Source organism: Streptomyces sp. NPDC001393 (assembly GCF_053597455.1).
Map to the genome: position 1 here is coordinate 17,400 of NZ_JBSFIH010000028.1, position 13,992 is coordinate 31,391.

The window sequence follows — 13,992 nt, forward strand, 5'->3', positions numbered from 1 at the left end:
TCAGGGCAGCAGCGGCTCCAGCAGCAGGGCCGCTCCCAGCACCGTCAGCGCCACCCCGGTGCCCGCCTGGAGCCCACGGGCGGCCCGGGGCCGGCGCAGCCATCTGCCCAGGCGGTCGACCAGCAGCGCGACCACCTGGAACCAGAGCAGCGCCAGCGCGAACACGATGAGCGCGAGCAGCAGGGTCCGGGGCAGTGCGGGGCTCCCGGCGGGCACGAACTGCGGCAGCAGGCTGAGGAAGGTCAGCGACGCCTTCGGATTGAGGACGTTGGTGACGAAGCCCTGCCGCAGCGGATGCGCCGGCTCGGCCGCCCTCTCCCCGGCCGCCCTCTCCCCGGCCGCCCTCTCCTCGGGCGCCTGGACGGCGCCCCGCAGCGACCACAGCGTGCGCACCCCGAGCTGCAGCACATAGGCGCCGCCCAGCAGTTGCAGCGCCCGGAACAGCGCGGGTACGGCCACCAGCACGGCCGCGACACCGGCCACCGCCAAGGCGGCGTGCACCAGGAGTCCGCCCGCGATGCCGAGTCCGCAGACCGCGCCGGCCCGGCGCGACACCAGCGCGTTGCGTACGACCACGGTGAAGTCCGCGCCCGGCATGGCGACCAGTCCGGCGGCAATGCCGGTGAAGGCGATGAGCTGTCCGTCCATGCGGCCAGACTGCCTCGGTAGGGCCTTCAGCAGGTATTTCGAGTCTTCTGAGTCAGCCTAAAGCAATGCTTTAGGCTTGCACCCATGTACGACCCCACCCGGCTGGCCGCGCTGGTGGCCGTCGCGGAGGCCGGATCCATCACCCGGGCCGCCGACCGCCTCGGCTACACCCCGCCGGCCCTCTCCCAGCAGCTCGCCAAGCTGGAACGGGAGGCCGGTGCCGCGCTGCTGGTCCGGCACCATCGCGGGGCCCGGCTGACCGAGGCGGGCGAGGTGCTGGTGGCACGGGCCCGGCGGGTTCTGGACGAGCTGGAACAGGCCCGGCACGAGCTGGCCCGGCTGACCGGACTCACCGGCGGCGCCCTGCGGCTCGGCACCTTCCCGACCGCCGGGGTGCATCTGCTGCCGCCGGCGCTGAGCGCGTTCCGCCGGGCGCATCCGGACGTGACGCTGTCGGTCGCGGACTACGACCCGCCGACCGGGGTCACGGCCGTGGCGGCCGGCGAGGTGGACCTGGCGCTGACGCACACCTACCACCCGGCCGAGCCCTCCCCTGTGCCGTCGTCGGTGTGTCTGGAGCCGGTGCTGGTGGAGGAACTGGTGCTTGTGACCGCGCCGGGTCACGCCCTGAGCAGCACCTCCTCCCGGCTGCCCCTGGCCGAGCTGAGCGGCCAGCCGCTGATCAGCATGGCACCGCAGCATCCGGCCCGCCGGGAGATCGAGGCCCTGCTGTCCGACGCGGGCGCCACACCGGCCCTGCTGGTCCCGACCCCCGGTTACGCCGTGGTCTGCGCGCTCGTCAGCGCCGGGCTGGGGGTGGCCGTCGTCCCCGAGATGGTGGCCCGCACGGCGGCCACACCGGTCGGCGTACGCCCCCTGGAAGCGGGCCTGCTGCGCCGCACCATCTCGGTGGCCCACCGCCCGGACGAATCCACACCGGCCGCGGACGCCTTCCGCGCCCTGCTCCGCGGAGCCTTCGGCCGAGCGGGCCGCTCGCCGGGAACGTGAGCCACCCGAGCGCAGGCAGTTCGTGGCGCGCTGAGGCATCCTCGTCCAGCACCGAAAGGGAAAGCCTCGCCGCCACCCGGCCCACCGTCTCCCGTACCCGACGTCCTCGCCTCCTGGCCGCCTCTGGAGTCGCCGTCACCCCACGCTTGTCCTTCCCCCGCCCCCTCCTGGATGCGGCACGCAGTGAAAGCACCAGCACCACGCGCCCCCGCCCGCAGGGCTACGGCTCCTGTGGGCCGGCTGCGGGCACCGGCTCGGCCGGGAGGATCCACGGGAGTTCGATGGAGACCGTCTTGCCGCCCTCGCGGGTGGGGCGGACGCGGAGTTTGCCGCCGCACTCAGCGGTGAGCCAGCGGATGATGACCAAGCCGCGGCCGTTGTCCTGCTGGACGGCGGCGGGCAGTCTCTTCGGAAAGCGTGGATGACTGTCCGTGACGCCGATGCGGAGGTGTTCGTCGCGGTCCAGGGCGATGTCAACCGTGAAGGTGGGTGACTGACCGAAGGTGTGCTGTACGGCGTTCGTGGCGAGTTCGGAGACGATGAGCCGCACGGTGTCGGCCGTCTCGGTGTCCGACGGCAGGCCCCACTCCGCGAGCGTACCCACGACATACGTGCGGGCGGCGGAGACCGAGGCGGGATCGCTCGGCAGAGTGACGGATGCTTCCAGATGGTCTGCCATGGCGACGTCGTCCCTTTCCCACGGGACCGCAGTCCGACACGGAGCCGGATGGTTCGAGTACGGTCCCGGACTGGTGCTTGCTCGTCAGCCTGCCATCACGGGACCGGTCACGGGGAGCGATCCACCAAGATATGCATATATCTGTCGCCCGAAGCGGTGAACTCTACGACGGGAGACCGTATTTGGGCGGCCCGGAAGGAGTAAGGAGGAGCCCATGCAGAACGGGCCGGCAGTGCGCCGCCGCAAACTGGGCGCCGAACTGCGCACGCTGCGTACCGGTGCTGGGCTCACGAGCGGTGAGGCGGCCCGGCTGGTCGGCTGGCACCAGTCGAAGGTCAGCCGTATCGAGACCGGCGCCAGTGGTGTGAAACCAGCCGATGTGCGGTTACTCCTCGACGCCTACGAGGTGCGGGACGGGCAGCTGCGCGAGTTGCTGCTGATGCTGGCGGGCTCCGAGGACACGGGCGACCGGGACCGCTGGTGGCACGCCTACCGCGGGGTGCTGCCGCCCACGTACCGGGACTTCATCAGCCTGGAGTCGCAGGCCAGCACGATGCGCACCCTGGAGACCACGGTCGTACCGGGCCTGCTGCAGACGCCCGAGTACGCCCGGGCGGTGACCCGGGCGGCCGTGAAGGACCTGGACGAGGAAGGCCTGGACGCGCTGGTGGAGGTGCGCCTGGCCAGGCAGGACGTGCTCCGCGCCGACCGGCCGCTGCGGCTGAGCGCGGTGCTGGACGAGGCGGTGCTGCGGCGCGAGGTCGGCGGCCCCGAGGTGATGGCCCGGCAGCTGGAGCGGCTGACGGAGGCGGCCCGGCTTCCCCAAGTCCGGCTCCAGGTACTGCCGTTCGGCGCCGGAGCGCATGTCGGCCTCACCGGACCTTTCGTTATCTTGTCATTTCCGAGCACTTCTGATCTGGACGTGGTTGTTCTCGACCAGCTGACGAGTAGCCTCTACCTGGAACGGAAAGAAGACCTCATGGCCTACGCGGAGGCCTTCGACACCCTTCGGATGCACGCCCTTTCACCCGAGGACACGTTGGACTACATCGCCGGGATAGGTGACGGCGCGTAAGGAGGCACCATGTCAGCACTGCCTCGGAACGTCCCTGCCAGTACCGACCTGCACGACGTGCACTGGCTGCGCAGCAGCTACAGCACGGGAGCCAACAACTGCGTGGAGACGGCCCGGCCGCGCTCCGGCCCCGGGGCCGGACTGCTCGCCGTGCGCGACTCCAAGAACCCGGCCGGACCCGCGCTGCTCTTCTCCGCCGGGAGCTGGGCCGGTTTCCTCAGCACTCTCTGATCAGAAGCGATCCCAACCGATCATCCCAATCGATCATCCCGACCGATCACTCGTAACCACCCAAGGTTGAAGCACGGCCGTGTCACGCCGACTCATGGTCGCGTTTCGCCGATCACCCGTACAGCGCGTTCGATCTCGGCCCCGGACAGGTCCGCGCGAGCGGTCAGCCGCAGCCGTGAGATGCCGTCGGGCACGGAAGGAGGACGGAAACAGCCCACGGCGAGCCCCGCGGTACGGCAGTCGGCCGCCCAGCGCACCGCCTGCTCCGGGGACGGAGCCCGCACGGAGACCACCGCGGCGTCCGGACGCACCGCTTCCAGACCCGCGGCGGTCAGCCGTGCGTGCAGTTCCGCGGCCACCTCGCGGGCGCGCGCCGCGCGCGCCGGCTCGCGGACGAGCAGCCGCAGCGCCGCGAGCGCGGCGCCGGCCGCCGCCGGCGCCAGGCCGGTGTCGAAGATGAAGGTCCGGGCCGCGTTGACCAGGTGGTCGATCACCCGCGCCGGGCCGAGCACGACGCCGCCCTGACTGCCCAGCGACTTGGACAGGGTGGCCGTGACCACGACGTCCGAGGCACCGGCGAGCCCCGCCGCGTACGGCGCGCCCCGGCCGCCGTCCCCCAGCACCCCGAGCCCGTGGGCGTCGTCCACGACCAGTCCCGCGCCGTGTGCCCGGCACGCCGCGGCCAGCCCGGCCAGCGGTGCCCGGTCGCCGTCCACCGAGAACACGGTGTCCGACACGACGATCGCCGGCCCCTGGTGCGTGGCCAGGGCCTTGCGCACCGCCTCCGGATCGGCGTGCCCCACGACCTGCCGCTCGCCCCGGGCCAGCCGGCAGCCGTCGATGAGGGATGCGTGGTTGCCCGCGTCGGAGACGATCAGCGAGCCGTGCGGGCCCAGCGCGGTGACCGCGGCCAGGTTGGCGGCGTAACCGGAGGAGAAGACCAGCGCCGCCTCGAACCCGCAGAAGGCGGCCAGCTCGCGCTCCAGCTCGGTGTGCAGCTCGGTGGTGCCGGTGACGAGCCGGGAGCCGGTGGACCCCCCGCCCCAGGTCCGGGCGGCCCGGGTGGCCCCCTCGGCGACCTCGGAGTGGTGGGCGAGGCCCAGGTAGTCGTTGCTCGCCAGGTCCAGCAGGGCCGAGTCGGCGGGGCGGGGGCGCAGGGTGCGTACGAGTCCGGCGCGGCGACGCGCCTCGGCCTGCTCGTCGATCCAGCCGAACGCCATGTGTCCTCCGGGGCTTTTGTAGGTAGCGGACAGACACTAGCGGCACGATCAGCCGCCCACGGTGTGGCAATACCCACACGGTGAACCGTCTCCGTTGTGCAAACTCTCCTTGGCCCGGGGCGGTCCGGTAAGACAGGATCGGACCTCATGGACCTGCTGAACACGCTGGTGGACAAGGGGCTTCGGCGCGAGCTGCCGACCCGCGAGGAAGCACTCGCCGTACTGGCCACCTCCGACGACGATCTGCTCGATGTGGTGGCCGCGGCCGGCAAGGTGCGCCGGCACTGGTTCGGCCGGCGCGTGAAACTGAACTACCTGGTCAACCTCAAGTCCGGCTTGTGCCCGGAGGACTGCTCCTACTGCTCCCAGCGGCTCGGCTCGAAGGCCGACATCCTGAAGTACACCTGGCTCAAGCCCGACGAGGCCTCCAAGGCGGCCGCCGCGGGCCTCGCGGGAGGCGCCAAGCGGGTCTGTCTGGTGGCGAGCGGCCGCGGTCCGACGGACCGGGACGTGGACCGGGTCTCGGACACCATCCGGACCATCAAGGAGCAGAACGAACACGTCGAGGTGTGCGCCTGCCTCGGTCTGCTCTCCGACGGCCAGGCAGAGCGGCTGCGCGAGGCGGGCGCGGACGCGTACAACCACAACCTCAACACGTCCGAAGGGACGTACGCGGACATCACGACCACGCACACGTACGCCGACCGGGTGGACACGGTGCAGAAGGCGCACGCGGCCGGGCTGTCCGCCTGCTCCGGTCTGATCGCGGGCATGGGCGAGAGCGACGAGGACCTGGTCGACGTGGTCTTCAGCCTGCGTGAACTGGACCCGGACTCGGTGCCGGTGAACTTCCTCATCCCGTTCGAGGGCACCCCGCTGGCCAAGGAGTGGAACCTCACCCCGCAGCGCTGTCTGCGGATCCTCGCGATGGTCCGGTTCGTCTGCCCGGACGTGGAGGTCCGTATCGCGGGCGGCCGTGAGGTCCATCTGCGCACGATGCAGCCGCTCGCGCTGCACCTGGCCAACTCCATCTTCCTCGGCGACTACCTGACCAGCGAGGGCCAGGCCGGCAAGGCCGACCTGGAGATGATCGCGGACGCCGGGTTCGAGGTGGAGGGCGCCGGCGAGGTGACGCTGCCGGAGCACCGGGTCGAGGCCGCGGGCGGCTGCGGGTCGGTCTGCGGCTCGCACGAGGGATGCGGCTCGCACGAGGGCTGCGGCTCGCACGGGGGCTGCGGCTCGCACGAGGGCGCGGACGCCTGCGGTCACGAGGGGGCGGGTGTCTGCGGTACGACGACGGCGCCGGCCGCGCAGGAGGCGCGCACCGATCTCGTCGCCGTCCGCCGCCGGGGCGCCGGAACGGATCTCGCGCCCAATGCCTGATCTGCCCGGCCTGACCGTGCCCGAGCTGCTGGAGCTGGACCGACGGCATGTGTGGCATCCGTACGGCCCGATGCCCGGACGTGCCGAACCGCTCGTCGTGGAGTCGGCGAGCGGGGTCCGGCTGCGGCTCGCGGACGGCTCGGGCGAGTTGGTGGACGGCATGTCCTCGTGGTGGTCGGCGATCCACGGCTACAACCACCCAGTCCTCAACGAGGCGGCGCACGGCCAGCTCGGGCGGATGAGCCATGTGATGTTCGGCGGGCTGACGCACGAGCCCGCCGTACGCCTCGCCAAGCACCTTGTCGACATGTCGCCAAGTGGCCTGGAGCACGTCTTTCTCGCGGACTCCGGTTCGGTGTCGGTCGAGGTCGCGGTGAAGATGTGCCTGCAGTACTGGCGCTCGCTAGGCCGGCCCGGCAAGCAGCGGCTGCTGACCTGGCGGGGCGGCTACCACGGCGACACCTGGAACCCGATGTCGGTGTGCGACCCCGAGGGCGGGATGCACGCGCTGTGGTCGGGGGTGCTGCCGCGGCAGGTTTTCGCGGACGCACCGCCGACCGAGTACGAGGAGTCGTACGCCGATGGACTGCGCGAACTGGTCGCCCGCCACGCGGACGAGCTGGCCGCGGTGATCGTGGAGCCGGTCGTGCAGGGCGCGGGCGGCATGCGCTTCCACTCCCCCGCCTATCTGCAGGTGCTGCGCGAGGCATGCGACGCGCACGACGTGCTGCTGGTGTTCGACGAGATCGCCACCGGCTTCGGCCGTACCGGCGCGCTGTTCGCGGCGGAGCACGCGGGCGTCACCCCGGATGTGATGTGCGTGGGCAAGGCGCTGACCGGCGGCTATCTGACGCTGGCGGCCACGCTGTGCACCGCGCGGGTCGCCGACGGCATCTCGCGGGGCGAGGTGCCGGTGCTCGCGCACGGACCGACGTTCATGGGCAACCCGCTGGCGGCGGCCGTGGCCTGCGCCTCCATCGAGCTGCTGCTCGGCCAGGACTGGCAGTCGGAGGTCAAGCGGATCGAGGCGGGCCTGTGGGACGGCCTGTCGCCGGCGCGCGAGCTGCCCGGTGTGAAGGACGTCCGCGTCCTCGGGGCGATCGGCGTCGTCCAGCTCGACCACGAGGTGGACATGGCCGCGGCCACGCGGGCGGCCGTACGCGAGGGCGTGTGGCTGCGGCCGTTCCGCGACCTGGTCTACACGATGCCGCCGTACATCACCTCGGACGAGGACGTGGCACGGATCGCGCGCGCGGTGTGCGCCGCGGCGCGGGAGGGATGACATGCCGGTACTGGTGATCACGGGCACGGGCACGGAGGTCGGCAAGACCGTCACCACCGCCGCGGTGGCGGCCGCCGCGCTCGCGGCCGGCCGCTCGGTGGCCGTGCTCAAGGCCGCGCAGACGGGCGTACGGCCGGACGAGCGCGGGGACGCCGACGAGGTCGCGCGGCTGGCGGGCGCGGTCACGGCCACGGAACTGGCCCGCTACCCCGAGCCGTTGGCACCCGGCACGGCGGCGCGGCGGGCGGGCATGGCCCCCGTCCGTCCGCACGAGGTGGCCGAGCGGGCGGCCAAGCTGGCCACCGAGCACGACCTGGTGCTGGTCGAGGGAGCGGGCGGGGTCCTCGTCCGCTTCGACGCGGCCGGCGGCAACCTGGCCGACGCGGCCGGGCTGCTCGGCGCACCGGTGCTGGTGGTCGCCCAGGCAGGGCTGGGGACCCTCAACACCACCGAGCTGACCGCGCTCGAACTGCGGCGCCGGAACCTGGAGTTGGCCGGCGTGGTGATCGGCAGCTGGCCCGACTCCCCCGACCTCGCCACCCGCTGCAACGTGACCGACCTGCCGGAGATCGCGGGAGCCCCCCTGCTCGGCGCGATTCCCTGCGGGGCGGGGGCCCTGCCACCGGCCGCCTTCCGCACGGCGGCCCCGACGTGGCTCGCCCCCCGCCTGGACGGGAGCTGGGACGCGGAGGCCTTCCGGATACGCCAGGCACCGTAGCCACCACAGCCGACGCGCGGCAGGACCCCGGACCGGGTGACGGGCCGGGGCGGGGTCCAGGGGCGGAGCCATGGCGTGCTGCGGCAGGGGTGCGAGAGGCGCCGTACGGGGGAAACTCTTCCTAGGCCGTCCCCGGGAGGTTCGCCATGCGGCTGCTGTCCGGCTCCGAGAAGGTGGCGCGAAGTCCCGTCCACCATCCCCTGTTCGCCCGGTTCTATGCCCGGTGCAGTGCGCGTGCCGAAGCCCGGCTGGGCATGGCCGGGATCCGGGAGCAGCTGCTCGCCGGGGTGTCCGGGCGGGTGATCGAGATCGGCGCGGGCAACGGGCTGAACTTCGCGCACTACCCGGACACCGTCGCGGAGGTCGTCGCGATCGAACCGGAGCCGCTGCTCAGGAAGTTGGCGCTGGAGTCGGCCCTGCGCGCCCAGGTTCCGGTCGACGTCGTGCCGGGCGCGGCGGAGGCGCTGCCGGTCAAGAGCGAGGCCTTCGACGCGGTCGTACTGTCCCTGGTCCTGTGCAGCGTCCGGGACGTGGGCCGGGCGCTGAGCGAGGTGCGGCGCGTGCTCAAACCGGGCGGCCAGGTGCGGTTCTTCGAGCACGGCCAAGGCGGCGGCCCGGCGATGCGGCTGGCCCAGCGCACCCTGGACCGGACCCTGTGGCCCGCCCTGACCGGCGGCTGCCACCTGGCCCGCCGGCCGGTGGCCGCGCTGCGCGAGGCCGGGTTCACTCTCGGCCCGCAGCGGCAGGTGCTGGTGCCGGAGAAGGGCCCGGCACTGCCGTCCTCGTACTGCGCGCTCGGGGTCGCCTGGCGGCCGGACGAGCCGGATGCGCGCTGATCACACGCCCCAGCGGCGCAGCTCGCGCGCGATGTCGTCCACGCCGGCCGCCCCTTCCTTCACCAGCCGGGCGAGATCCCGCACCTGCTCGGGTGTGGTGACCACCTTGACACCGCTGGCGACGAGGTAGGCATAGGCGACCGCCGAGGCGAACAGCGCGTTGGAGCGCTCCAGCGCGGGCAGGTGGATCAGCAGCTGGAGCAGGGCGGCGGCACGGGCGTGCGGGTCGCCGTACACGGGCACGCCGAATATCTCGGCGCGGTGCCGGGCGACGGCGGCGACCAGCGCGCCACGTTAACTGAACTGGTTTCCTTCTTACTGCAGGTCAGGTGACGTTTCTGAGATTCGGGCGTTAGTCGGTCCATGAGCGACTCAGAGACGCCTGTACGTGATCTGTCGGCCTTGGTCGTCCCCCAGGTCGGCAAGCTGGTGAAGACCGAGGACGTGTGGGAGCCGTACCGACTGGTGGATGCGTCCGGCGCGGTGGTCGAGCCGGTAGCGGAGTACTTCCGGGATCTGCTGGGCTGCCACCGGTCCGAGTCGACGGTGTACGCGTACGGCAACGGGCTGCTGCGGTGGTGGCGGTTCCTGGCGGCTGTCGGGGTCGACTGGGACCGGGCGACGCGGGTCGAGGCCCGGGACTTCATGCACTGGCTCCAGCACACTGACAAGCCGCGCGTCGGCCGCGCAGAGCGGAAGGCCGGGGACGCGGTTAACGCAGTGACCGGCAAACCGAAGCCTGGCCGGAAGTACCAGGCATCGACGCGGGCCCACACCGAGACAGTGCTGCGGAAGTTCTACGAGTTCCACCAGGAAGCAGGAACCGGACCGTTGGTGAACCCGTTCCCGCTGGTCAGGGCCCGCGCATTGGGCCGGGCGAACGCGCATCACAACCCGATGGACCTTTTCCGCAATGAGCGCCAGGGCCGCTACCGGCCCAAGGTCCCCAAGCGGATCCCACGGATGATCCCGGACGACCGGTTCAACGAGATCTTCGCCGCGCTCAGCTCGAACCGAGACCGCGCCCTGGTGGCTTTCTGGGTGTCCACCGGGGCCCGCGCCTCCGAGCTTCTGGGGGCCAGATTCTGCGACGCCGACCCGGGACAGCAGCTGATCACCGTGATTCGCAAGGGCACCGGGGCGGTGCAACCGCTGCCCGCGTCGCCGGATGCGTTCGTCTGGCTTCGGCTCTACCAAGCCGAGCTACGCGGTCGGCTGCCTAAGGGCCGATCGCGGCCTCTGTGGTGGACTCTGCGCCGACCGCTGAAGCCGCTGACCTATCACGCTGCTCACCGCATGTTCGAGCGCGTGAACGCGGACCTGGGCTCCAACTGGACCCTGCATGACCTGCGGCACACCGCGGCCTACCGAATGTCGCGGGACCCCAAAATCCCGCTCGTGGACGTCCAGTGGGTCATGGGCCACGCGAGCTTGACGACCACACAGCTCTACATGACGCCCACGGGCGACGAGGTCATCGAGAATGTCCTGGCGCATCATGCCAGGCAAGAGGCGAATGCCGCCGCCCGGCAGGCGCCACCTCCGGCTCCTGGCTACTCGTCCGAGAGCTTGGACGTGCTGTTCGGACGGGTGGCCCTGTGAAGCCGGCCGGACCTCGTGGGACTGTCGCCCGCCGAACCGGGTTGAGTCTGCCAGAGCAGCGCGAGGAGCAAGGCATCGGCGCTCAGAGCCAGGCTGCCCTCCGTGCCCGCTACCCAGCCCGCATGAACCCGGCTTCCTGGCCGGCGGCTGAGCGGTGTCCTGATGATCTGGTCGAGATGCTCTGCATGGGGGTTCGCTCCACGACGCTGCCGAGCGTCCGGCGCGGGGTCACAGCGGTACTCGGCTGGCTCAGCACCCACCCGGGCCTGAACTGGCAGGAAAAGTGGCTCGCCAGCGGTGCTGAGGAGCATCTGGGCGACGACAGCTGGAAGGCGTTGGCAGAGCCCTGGCTACAAGCCCGCGGCTGGGACAAGGACTACGGTTTCAAGGATCTTGGCACCGGCCTTCGTCGGCTCATCTGCGCGGACGTCTTCCGTCCCAGCATGCGCTGGATGCTCAGCCACCCCTTCACCAGCCTGGTCGCCGCTATGGGGGAGATCCGGGACCCGGAGGGCTTCGCCCGCCTTCGGGACCAGATCGCGGGCATGACACCGGTGCCGCGGCGCTTCTCCTCCGGCGTCGCCCTCAAGCGCATCTCGACCATCCTGGCCGCCAAGGGCGGGATGGTCGCCGACATCACCGTCGGAGACTGCATCGAGATCCTGGACACCCAGGACACCACACACTCACGGGGCGGCCAGGGCAAGACGCTCTTCTATCAACTCCTGGTGGGCTATGGGTGCTTCCCACCGGACGCACCTTTGAGCGCCCGCGCCTTCCGCGCCGCCCAAGGCCAGATGACGTGCGAGCAGCTGATCGACCGCTACGGACTCCAGTGCCGCCCCGTTCGAAATCTGCTCGTCGAGTACTTGAAGGAACGCCAGGCGGCGCTCGACTACACGACCCTCAAGTCTCTCTCCTACACGATCGGCCTCCTGTTCTGGCGCAACCTGGAGGAACATCACCCGGGCATCGATTCGCTGGACTTGCCACCTGATGTCGTCACCGCCTGGAAGCAGCGGATCATGTTCAAGAGCCGCGCCGTCCGGGGAACCGACGGCACCCTCAGCGAGGTCAAGGAGCCGCGGACCAACGTCAACCACTGTCTGACCCTGGTGCGGGCCTTCTACCTGGACATTGCTCAATGGGCAGCCGAGGAGCCGGCCCGCTGGGCAGCGCACGTCGCCCCCTGCCCGATCCGCGCGCACGAGGTCAGTCAGCGCAAGCAGATCGAACGGGCCCGGGCACGCATGCACCAGCGCACCCGTCACCGGCTCCCCCTGCTGCCGGCCGTGATCGCCATCGCAGAGCGTCGCCGCGCGACCGCCGCACAGCTGCTGGCCGTGGCCAAGGAGACCGAGCCGGGCACCACTCTCACCTTCGAGGGCATCACCTACCTGCGGCCCACCACCGTCCGCAGGGACGCCAACACGATCCGCGTCACCGACACGGCCACTGGAGAAGTACGCAACCTCACCTACGAGGAGCACGCCACGTTCTGGGCCTGGGCCGCGATCGAAGTCCTGCGGCACACTGGCATCCGGATCGAAGAGCTGCACGAGCTCAACCACCACAGCTTCGTGCAATACCGGCTGCCCACCACTGGCGAACTCGTCCCCCTCCTCCAGGTCGCGCCATCCAAGACCGACACCGAACGACTCCTGCTGATCAGTCCCGAACTCGCTGACGTCCTCAGCACCATTGTCAGCCGCGTCCGCGGAGCCGACGGCGCCATCCCGCTTATCAGCGCCTACGACACCCACGAACGCGTCTGGAACCCACCCCTCCCACTGCTGTTTCAGTACAAGCTCGGCACCGAGGACCGGCCGGTCACCGGAACCGTCCTCCGCAGGTTCATCAACGACATCCTCCAGGGCGAGGGCCTGGTCGACCCCGACGGCCAGCCGCTACGGCTCACGCCGCACGACTTCCGCAGGATGTTCGTCACCGACATGATCATGAACGGTCTGCCCCCGCACATCGCCCAGATCATCTGCGGCCACCGCGACATCAACACCACCATGGGCTACAAGGCGATCTATCCCCAGGAAGCCATCGAGCAGCACCGCGCGTTCATCGCCCGACGCCGGTCCATGCGGCCCAGCGAGGAATACCGCACCCCCACCGACGAGGAGTGGGAGGAGTTCCTGGGCCACTTCGAACTCCGCAAAGTCTCCCTCGGCACCTGTGGACGCGCCTACGGCACCCCCTGCATCCACGAGCACGCGTGCGTCCGCTGTTCGATGCTCCGTCCGGACCCCGCCCAGAGGCCCCGCCTGGCCGAGATCCGCGACAACCTCATCGCCCGCATCGAGGAAGCCGAACGTGAAGGTTGGCGCGGGGAAATTGCCGGCCTCAAAGTCAGCCTCGCCGGGGCGGAGGCCAAGCTCGCACAGCTCGACGGCCGCTCCGCCGTCCACCTCGGCATGCCCGACCTCAGCCGCGTGGTCGGGCGAACCGTCACCGGCCCAGAACCCTCAGCACACGATGACTGACGCAGCGAGGCCGGGCTCGGCTCATCGCCAGCCCGGGTTGTCGGTGGGCACGAATTTTCCAAAGAGTGACTCGTACTCATCCCCGGACTCAGTGACTACCAGGTGGTCCGGTTCCGTCCTCATCACGGCACTCCTCAACCGGGCGACGAGTTCGGACACAGGCACCCGGTCCAGTGACAAGGCCGCAGCAACCTGCGCCCGATGCTCGACAATCGCAGGCTCGTCGCTGACTCGATCCTTTTCGAGGAGTACAGCAGCGGCCTCCATGGCCTCCAGCCTTCCGCCGCCCGAGAACTTCAGGCAGTCCTGCCACACAGCCAGACCAGTGATGATCTCCAACGCTTGCTTCAAGTCATCGGCGATCAGACCGCCCTGGCCCTCGGAACTGGCATACATCACGGGGCGACGCCCGTCTTCGTCACGGCACAGGAAGAAGGTCCCGCCGGCCCAGTCACCAGCGATGGCCTCCAGCGAGGCACCAGAGGCCGCGCGGACCGCCTCGCCGTGTTCATTGCAGGAGATGCCGAACTCGAAGGAGGAATGCAGCAAGTCAGCGACGTCCGGGGTGTCCCGGATCAATGCGAGCAGATGATCGGTTGAGGTCACGGCGCGGACCTTAACAGGAGCCACCGACACAGACCCGACCCAAGAAACAAAGAAGCACCTCGCCGGAAGCGAAGTGCGAACGTGGATCCCTCACTCGGAGGCTATTCAGTTAGTTCAGAGAAACCCCAGTCGGTGACCTGCGGGTCCCCGGGTGTCTTCTGTTCGGCGAGCATGAGGAGCCAGGCGAGGTCGATGCTGAGCTCGTTCAA

At 70.5% G+C, this 13,992-nt stretch carries 13 protein-coding genes and 2 pseudogenes; 9 read left to right on the forward strand and 6 right to left on the reverse strand.

The window, feature by feature from the left end; genetic code table 11:
• A complete protein-coding gene (locus tag ACWC2T_RS26780; RefSeq protein ID WP_450672908.1) occupies positions 1 to 648 on the reverse strand; it encodes a LysE family translocator in 648 nt (215 codons plus the stop codon).
• An 84-nt stretch (positions 649 to 732) separates the two neighbouring features.
• Between ACWC2T_RS26780 and ACWC2T_RS26785 the strand changes: the two genes are divergently transcribed.
• A complete protein-coding gene (locus ACWC2T_RS26785) occupies positions 733 to 1,656 on the forward strand; it encodes a LysR family transcriptional regulator (RefSeq protein WP_450672909.1) in 924 nt (307 codons plus the stop codon).
• 220 nt (positions 1,657 to 1,876) lie between these two features.
• Here the strand turns inward: ACWC2T_RS26785 and ACWC2T_RS26790 are convergent, their stop codons facing one another.
• Positions 1,877 to 2,335: an ATP-binding protein gene (locus ACWC2T_RS26790; RefSeq protein WP_450672910.1), complete on the reverse strand. Its 459-nt coding sequence runs from the start codon at positions 2,333 to 2,335 to the stop codon at positions 1,877 to 1,879.
• A 214-nt stretch (positions 2,336 to 2,549) separates the two neighbouring features.
• Between ACWC2T_RS26790 and ACWC2T_RS26795 the strand changes: the two genes are divergently transcribed.
• Together ACWC2T_RS26795 and ACWC2T_RS26800 are read left to right on the forward strand one after the other, a co-directional pair.
• The gene (locus ACWC2T_RS26795) at positions 2,550 to 3,410 is read left to right on the forward strand and encodes a helix-turn-helix domain-containing protein (protein ID WP_450672911.1); all 861 of its coding nucleotides are present in this window, start codon (positions 2,550 to 2,552) and stop codon (positions 3,408 to 3,410) included.
• Positions 3,411 to 3,419: 9 nt separating this feature from the next.
• Positions 3,420 to 3,641 carry a DUF397 domain-containing protein gene (locus ACWC2T_RS26800; RefSeq protein WP_450672912.1) on the forward strand — a complete coding sequence of 74 codons (222 nt, stop codon included), beginning with the start codon at positions 3,420 to 3,422 and terminating at the stop codon, positions 3,639 to 3,641.
• 92 nt (positions 3,642 to 3,733) lie between these two features.
• On the opposite strand, the gene ACWC2T_RS26805 is transcribed toward ACWC2T_RS26800, so the two are convergent.
• Positions 3,734 to 4,861, reverse strand: a complete 1,128-nt coding sequence (locus tag ACWC2T_RS26805; RefSeq protein ID WP_450672913.1) for an 8-amino-7-oxononanoate synthase — start codon at positions 4,859 to 4,861, stop codon at positions 3,734 to 3,736.
• A gap of 147 nt (positions 4,862 to 5,008) precedes the next feature.
• Between ACWC2T_RS26805 and bioB the strand changes: the two genes are divergently transcribed.
• From bioB to ACWC2T_RS26825, 4 genes are all read left to right on the forward strand, one after another.
• Positions 5,009 to 6,244, forward strand: a complete 1,236-nt coding sequence (gene bioB / locus ACWC2T_RS26810) for a biotin synthase BioB (protein WP_450672914.1) — start codon at positions 5,009 to 5,011, stop codon at positions 6,242 to 6,244.
• Positions 6,237 to 7,526 carry an adenosylmethionine--8-amino-7-oxononanoate transaminase gene (locus tag ACWC2T_RS26815; RefSeq protein WP_450672915.1) on the forward strand — a complete coding sequence of 430 codons (1,290 nt, stop codon included), beginning with the start codon at positions 6,237 to 6,239 and terminating at the stop codon, positions 7,524 to 7,526. The genes bioB and ACWC2T_RS26815 overlap by 8 nt, the downstream gene beginning before the upstream one ends.
• Before the next feature lies 1 nt (position 7,527).
• Positions 7,528 to 8,244, forward strand: coding sequence for a dethiobiotin synthase (gene bioD, locus ACWC2T_RS26820; RefSeq protein ID WP_450672916.1), 717 nt, complete (start codon positions 7,528 to 7,530; stop codon positions 8,242 to 8,244).
• Between the two features lie 146 nt (positions 8,245 to 8,390).
• Positions 8,391 to 9,080 (forward strand): class I SAM-dependent methyltransferase, encoded by a 690-nt coding sequence (locus ACWC2T_RS26825; protein WP_450672917.1) that lies wholly within the window; start codon positions 8,391 to 8,393, stop codon positions 9,078 to 9,080.
• On the opposite strand, the pseudogene ACWC2T_RS26830 reads toward ACWC2T_RS26825, so the two are convergent.
• Positions 9,081 to 9,371: pseudogene (locus tag ACWC2T_RS26830) on the reverse strand (fic family toxin-antitoxin system, toxin component); the annotation flags it as partial.
• A 72-nt stretch (positions 9,372 to 9,443) separates the two neighbouring features.
• Here ACWC2T_RS26830 and ACWC2T_RS26835 point away from each other — a divergent pair.
• Complete coding sequence (locus ACWC2T_RS26835) at positions 9,444 to 10,682, forward strand: tyrosine-type recombinase/integrase (RefSeq protein WP_450672918.1); 1,239 nt, start codon at positions 9,444 to 9,446, stop codon at positions 10,680 to 10,682.
• A 185-nt stretch (positions 10,683 to 10,867) separates the two neighbouring features.
• Positions 10,868 to 13,177: a tyrosine-type recombinase/integrase gene (locus ACWC2T_RS26840; protein WP_450672919.1), complete on the forward strand. Its 2,310-nt coding sequence runs from the start codon at positions 10,868 to 10,870 to the stop codon at positions 13,175 to 13,177.
• A 21-nt stretch (positions 13,178 to 13,198) separates the two neighbouring features.
• Here the strand turns inward: ACWC2T_RS26840 and ACWC2T_RS26845 are convergent, their stop codons facing one another.
• Positions 13,199 to 13,783, reverse strand: a complete 585-nt coding sequence (locus ACWC2T_RS26845) for a hypothetical protein (protein WP_450672920.1) — start codon at positions 13,781 to 13,783, stop codon at positions 13,199 to 13,201.
• Positions 13,784 to 13,905: 122 nt separating this feature from the next.
• A pseudogene (locus tag ACWC2T_RS26850) lies at positions 13,906 to 13,992 on the reverse strand (fic family toxin-antitoxin system, toxin component); the annotation flags it as partial.

What these genes read in the sequence shown, in the direction of transcription:
- bioD (WP_450672916.1), top strand. Translation starts at nt 7,528, where the DNA reads ATGCCGGTACTGGTGATCACGGGCACGGGCACGGAGGTCGGCAAGACC.
- ACWC2T_RS26800 (WP_450672912.1), top strand. Translation starts at nt 3,420, where the DNA reads ATGTCAGCACTGCCTCGGAACGTCCCTGCCAGTACCGACCTGCACGAC.
- ACWC2T_RS26785 (WP_450672909.1), top strand. Translation starts at nt 733, where the DNA reads ATGTACGACCCCACCCGGCTGGCCGCGCTGGTGGCCGTCGCGGAGGCC.
- ACWC2T_RS26795 (WP_450672911.1), top strand. Translation starts at nt 2,550, where the DNA reads ATGCAGAACGGGCCGGCAGTGCGCCGCCGCAAACTGGGCGCCGAACTG.
- ACWC2T_RS26790 (WP_450672910.1), bottom strand. Translation starts at nt 2,335, where the DNA reads ATGGCAGACCATCTGGAAGCATCCGTCACTCTGCCGAGCGATCCCGCC.
- ACWC2T_RS26805 (WP_450672913.1), bottom strand. Translation starts at nt 4,861, where the DNA reads ATGGCGTTCGGCTGGATCGACGAGCAGGCCGAGGCGCGTCGCCGCGCC.
- ACWC2T_RS26835 (WP_450672918.1), top strand. Translation starts at nt 9,444, where the DNA reads ATGAGCGACTCAGAGACGCCTGTACGTGATCTGTCGGCCTTGGTCGTC.
- ACWC2T_RS26825 (WP_450672917.1), top strand. Translation starts at nt 8,391, where the DNA reads ATGCGGCTGCTGTCCGGCTCCGAGAAGGTGGCGCGAAGTCCCGTCCAC.
- ACWC2T_RS26780 (WP_450672908.1), bottom strand. Translation starts at nt 648, where the DNA reads ATGGACGGACAGCTCATCGCCTTCACCGGCATTGCCGCCGGACTGGTC.
- bioB (WP_450672914.1), top strand. Translation starts at nt 5,009, where the DNA reads ATGGACCTGCTGAACACGCTGGTGGACAAGGGGCTTCGGCGCGAGCTG.
- ACWC2T_RS26815 (WP_450672915.1), top strand. Translation starts at nt 6,237, where the DNA reads ATGCCTGATCTGCCCGGCCTGACCGTGCCCGAGCTGCTGGAGCTGGAC.
- ACWC2T_RS26840 (WP_450672919.1), top strand. Translation starts at nt 10,868, where the DNA reads ATGGGGGTTCGCTCCACGACGCTGCCGAGCGTCCGGCGCGGGGTCACA.